Annotated in this window: 7 protein-coding genes; 3 read left to right on the top strand and 4 right to left on the bottom strand. The window is 70.4% G+C overall.

Going from position 1 to position 4,378, the window contains the following annotated elements; translation table 11 throughout:
* The 3 genes from DBR34_RS08985 to DBR34_RS08975 form a co-directional block, all read left to right on the top strand.
* A partial coding sequence (locus DBR34_RS08985) for a superoxide dismutase (RefSeq protein WP_146186803.1) occupies nucleotides 1–602 on the top strand: 602 nt, incomplete at its 5' end.
* Entirely contained in the window at nucleotides 602–1,168 is a 567-nt protein-coding gene (locus DBR34_RS08980; RefSeq protein ID WP_128096537.1) for a flavin reductase family protein, read from the top strand. The genes DBR34_RS08985 and DBR34_RS08980, both read left to right, overlap by 1 nt.
* On the top strand, nucleotides 1,159–1,485 hold the full coding sequence (locus DBR34_RS08975) for a tetratricopeptide repeat protein (RefSeq protein ID WP_128096536.1): 327 nt from the start codon (nucleotides 1,159–1,161) through the stop codon (nucleotides 1,483–1,485). The genes DBR34_RS08980 and DBR34_RS08975 overlap by 10 nt, the downstream gene beginning before the upstream one ends.
* A gap of 6 nt (nucleotides 1,486–1,491) precedes the next feature.
* On the opposite strand, the gene DBR34_RS08970 is transcribed toward DBR34_RS08975, so the two are convergent.
* From DBR34_RS08970 to DBR34_RS08955, 4 genes are all read right to left on the bottom strand, one after another.
* The gene (locus DBR34_RS08970; RefSeq protein WP_128096535.1) at nucleotides 1,492–1,887 is read right to left on the bottom strand and encodes a hypothetical protein; all 396 of its coding nucleotides are present in this window, start codon (nucleotides 1,885–1,887) and stop codon (nucleotides 1,492–1,494) included.
* Between the two features lie 117 nt (nucleotides 1,888–2,004).
* Complete coding sequence (locus DBR34_RS08965; RefSeq protein WP_128096534.1) at nucleotides 2,005–2,448, bottom strand: hypothetical protein; 444 nt, start codon at nucleotides 2,446–2,448, stop codon at nucleotides 2,005–2,007.
* 31 nt (nucleotides 2,449–2,479) lie between these two features.
* A complete protein-coding gene (locus DBR34_RS08960) occupies nucleotides 2,480–3,115 on the bottom strand; it encodes an inorganic diphosphatase (RefSeq protein WP_128096533.1) in 636 nt (211 codons plus the stop codon).
* A gap of 49 nt (nucleotides 3,116–3,164) precedes the next feature.
* A partial coding sequence (locus DBR34_RS08955) for a metallophosphoesterase family protein (protein ID WP_146186804.1) occupies nucleotides 3,165–4,378 on the bottom strand: 1,214 nt, incomplete at its 5' end.

The following is a 4,378-nucleotide window of genomic DNA, read 5'->3' as shown; positions in this document are numbered from 1 at the left end:
ACGCCTACGACGCCCTGGAGCCGCACTTCGACGCGCAGACGATGGAGATCCACCACGCGCGCCACCACCAGACCTACATCAACAACCTCAACGCCGCGCTGGCCGACGCCGGCATCGAGGCGATGCCGGTGGAACAGCTGATCGCCGATATCGACGCGCTGCCGGAAAGCGTCCGCACCGCCGTGCGCAACAACGGCGGCGGGCATGCCAACCACAGCCTGTTCTGGACCGTGCTCAGTGCCGACGGCGGCACGCCCAGCGGCGCGCTGGCCGCAGCGATCGAGCGTGATCTGGGCGGCTACGATGCCTTCAAGGATGCGTCCACCAAGGCCGCGCAGACCCGCTTCGGCAGCGGCTGGGCCTGGTTGACGCTGGGCCGCGACGGTCGCCTGCTGGTGGAAAGCAGCCCCAACCAGGACAGCCCGTTGATGGGCGCGTACGCCAACCTGTCCGGCGGCACCCCGATCCTGGGCCTGGACGTGTGGGAGCACGCCTACTACCTGCACTACCAGAACCGCCGCCCCGACTACATCGGCGCGTTCTTCAACCTGATCGACTGGGCCGACGTGGCACGCCGGTTCGAGGCGGCGGGCGGGCGCTGATGCGCACCGGCCCGGCATTGGACGCGGCGGCGGTCATCGCCGCCGACGCCGACGGGACCGGGCCGGATCCGGCGGCGTTGCGCCACGTCTTCGGGCAGTACCCGACCGGCGTGGCGGTGGTCGCCGTGCATGGGGCGGCGGGCAATCCGGTGGCGATGACGATCAACTCGTTCACCACGCTGTCGCTGCGGCCACCGTTGGTGGCATGGAGCATCGGCGAACACGCCGCCGACCTGCCGAGGTTCCGCGACGCGCCGCACTTCGGCATCAGTGTGTTGTCTTCAGCGCAGGAAGCCGTGGCGCGCCACTTCGCCGATCCGCGGCGTCGCCGCACGCCAACGGGGACGGACGTGCTCGACATGGCGGGTGCCGCCCCCCGGGTGCGCGACGCCGTCGGCTGGCTGCTGTGCACGGTTGAGCGCAGCGTGCCGGTGGGCGACCACCTGTTGATCCTGGGCCGGGTGGTCTGCGTCGAGGCCGCACCGGGCGCGGCGCTGGCCTACCACCGCAGCCGCTACACCCCTATCGATGGCCGCGCCGACCTGGAGGCTTCGCCATGGACATGACCGCCCTGCAGCGCATGCTAGACGCCGGCCGCGACAGTGCGCTGCTGCGCTTCAGCCTGGGCAAGGGCCTGCTCGATGCGGGCGAGCCTGCCCAGGCGGCCGCGCACCTGCAGCGCTGCGTGGCACAGAACCCGGCCTATTCGGCGGGCTGGAAACTGCTGGGCAAGGCCTGGCTGGCCGCCGGCGATGCCGATGCGGCGGCGCGGGCGTGGCAGGAAGGCATCGCCGTGGCGCAGCGCAATGGCGACAAGCAGGCCGAGAAGGAAATGACGGTATTCAAGCGCCGCGCGGACAAGGCGATCACCGCGCGCGGTTGAGCACGGCTAGGGCAGCGGCGGTGGCGTGGGCACGCGCCGGGACACCGCCAGCATGTGGCCCAGCGGCACCATCACCGGCAGGCCAAGCACACCGACGAAGGCCAGCGCGTTGAGCCGGTTGAAGACGCCGGCAACCAGCAACGCTCCCAGGCACAGCAACACGCCGGTGCCTGTGCACCAGCGTGCCCAGCGCGGTGCATCGCGCAGGGTCAGGCCATCGAGCAGGAAGCCGAACGCAAGCCGCCAGAAGCCGACCAATGCCACGCTGGCCAGCAGCACGCCAACCAGCATCGGTGCGTAATCCGGGTGGCCGGTGGGGCGCGACAGGAACAGCAGGCCGATGCCATCGAGCACGGTCACCGGCAAGGCCAGCACCAGCAGTTCAAGTATCAGCAAGGTCACGCCACACCCGTCTGCCCACTGCGACTTTTCCATCATTGCCCCCCGGCTGCGGAGCGCCGAGCATACAACGGGCAGGCACCCCCATGAACTGCGCAGCAGGCGGCGCGGCGCGGTTGCTCAGCGGCCCGGCCGTTGCCGGGTGGTGCACCACGACAGGGCCACCATGTGCCCCAGCGGCAGCAGCATGGGCAGGCCCATGACGCCTATGTAGGCCCACCCGGTGGGGCGTTCGAACAGGCCCACGCCCAACCCGGCCGCGCACAACGCTACGCCGGCCGCCGTGCACGCCCATGCCCAGACCGGCGTACCGCCCAGGCGGCGGCCGGCACGGAAGAAACCGAGCACCAGCCGCCAGAAGCCAACAAAGGCGACCAGGGCCACGCACACGGCCGCCCGCATCGGCACGTGGTCGGGGTGATGCGCAGGGCCCCACAACCAGGCCAGTGCAAACACGCCGAGCACGGTCATCGGCACGGCCAGCAACTGCAGTTCCCATGCCAGCAGCACCGCGCTCAGCTGCGTTGCCCACCCTGCCTTCCGCATCGCCAGGCCCTCGTCCATGTGGGCAGAGGATACAACGGCGAACGACGCCTCAATCCCCTTTGCGACGCTGCTGCTGCAGGTCGAAACGCTGCATCGAGGCACGGATCAGTGCCTTGGCCTCGGCGGCGTTGCCCCAGCCATCGAGCTGCACCGGATTGCGTCCTTCGGGCAGGTCCTTGTACACGCGGAAAAAGGCTTCGATGCGCTGGCGTTCGATCAGCGGCAGGTCCTGCAGGTCGCGGATGCCGGCGTAGGTGGGGTCGAGCTTATCGGTGGGTACGCCGATGACCTTCTCGTCATGTTCGCCGTTGTCGAGCATCTTCAGGAACCCGATCGGACGGAACCGCACGATCACGCCGGGATGCAGCGGCTCGCGGGTCAGCACCAGCGCGTCGAGCGGGTCGTTGTCGCCGGCCAGTGTGCGTGGCATCGACCCGTAGTTGGCCGGGTACGCCACCGGCATCGACTGGAAGCGGTCCACGTGGACCAGACCGTCTTCCTTGATCTCGTACTTGGTGAAACTGCCGGCCGGGATTTCCACGGCCAGGTTGGCCTCGTCCGGGGCCTCCCTGGGCTGGGCGGCCAGGAACGGGTGCAGCACGGCATTGGTGGCGCCGCCGGCGCCGGCCAGCAGCAGCAAGGCGGCGGCGATGGCGGCCAGGGGCAGAACGCGTCGGGGGGTCATCTTCTTCTCCAGCAGCGGCCGGGCGCGTCGCAACGGCCCGGCCCGGGGGTCATTCCCAGCAACGGTCGGCGCGGCCCTTCAGGGTCTGTGCGCGCGTGCAGTCGCGGGGGGCGATACGTCCCTGCGTCAGTTCGGTCTTGCGCTTGCGTCCATCGGCAGCACGGGTCAGTTCGAAGCCGTCGTACAGCTGGCCGGTGACCGTGCGTGCTTCGTAGCGCAGGTGCTGCGGGTCGATCTTCAGCACCTGGTAGAGCTGGGTGTCTTCGCCCACCGGCGCCATCGTGGCACGCGCTTCGTCCGACAGGCGGTACTGCTTGGGACCGGCCACGGTGACCACGAACTGCGGGGTGGCGCCCTGCCCCTCGCCGCGACGGCCATAGGTGTGGTCGTGGCCCTGCAGCACCAGGTCCACCTGGTGGCGGCGCACCACCGGCAGCAGCACGTCCCGCAGCTCGGTGTTCTCGCGGCCCTCGCGCGGTGAATAGAACGGCTGGTGCAGCAGCACGATGCTCCACGGGTGCGGGTTGTCGGCCAGCACCGTGTCCAGCCACGCGGCCTGCGCCTGCGCCGTGCCCAGGTCCAGTGCCGAGGTGCCGTCGAGCACGGCGATGCGCACGCCCTGGTAGTCGAACCAGTAGGTGCTGGTGTCGGCCGCGTCCACGCCATTGCGCGGCAGCGCGAAGGTTACCGGCCAGTGCCGACCCAGCACGCGCCGCTCCTGCGGGGTGTCTTCGAACTCCTCGACGTACTCGTGGTTGCCGATGGCCGGGGCCACGGCGGTTTCCTGCGGCAGCCAGCCGGCGGCGGCGAACCACTCGCCCCACTCGCTGTCGTCCTGGCCGTCGCCACCGCTGACCAGGTCGCCGGCGAACAGGCTCAGGCGCGCATCCGGTGCGGCCTTGATGCCCGCACGCAGCACGCGCGAGACGTGGCTGAGGTTCTTGTTCTGGGTGTCGCCGAAGTACAGCAACGTCAGCGGCTGCCGGGCGGTGCCTGCGGTGCGCAGCTGGTGCCACGCGCTCCAGGTGCCGTTGCCCTGCACGCGCCAGAGATACAGCGTGTCCGGCTGCAGCCCGGCCACGTCGGCGCGATGGTAGTGCGCCGTGCCGTTCTCGGTCTCCAGCGCGCGCGTGGCCGCCGTGATGCGGGTGGGCGTGCCCACGTCAGGCGAATCGCCCGCGACCACCCACTCCAGCGTGGGCGCACTGACCGACGCATCGGTGCGCCAGGACACCCCGAAGCCGCGCGCGGCGTCCTGCGCCG

It is taken from the genome of Stenotrophomonas sp. HMWF003 (genome assembly GCF_003061285.1).
In the GTDB taxonomy this organism is placed as follows: Bacteria; Pseudomonadota; Gammaproteobacteria; order Xanthomonadales; family Xanthomonadaceae; genus Stenotrophomonas; species Stenotrophomonas maltophilia_AP.
This window is presented reverse-complemented; position numbering and strand designations above follow the sequence as displayed.

Excerpts from the sequence above, each read along its gene's own strand:
- DBR34_RS08975 (WP_128096536.1), top strand. The coding sequence starts at position 1,159 with ATGGACATGACCGCCCTGCAGCGCATGCTAGACGCCGGCCGCGACAGT.
- DBR34_RS08960 (WP_128096533.1), bottom strand. The coding sequence starts at position 3,115 with ATGACCCCCCGACGCGTTCTGCCCCTGGCCGCCATCGCCGCCGCCTTG.
- DBR34_RS08980 (WP_128096537.1), top strand. The coding sequence starts at position 602 with ATGCGCACCGGCCCGGCATTGGACGCGGCGGCGGTCATCGCCGCCGAC.
- DBR34_RS08965 (WP_128096534.1), bottom strand. The coding sequence starts at position 2,448 with ATGGACGAGGGCCTGGCGATGCGGAAGGCAGGGTGGGCAACGCAGCTG.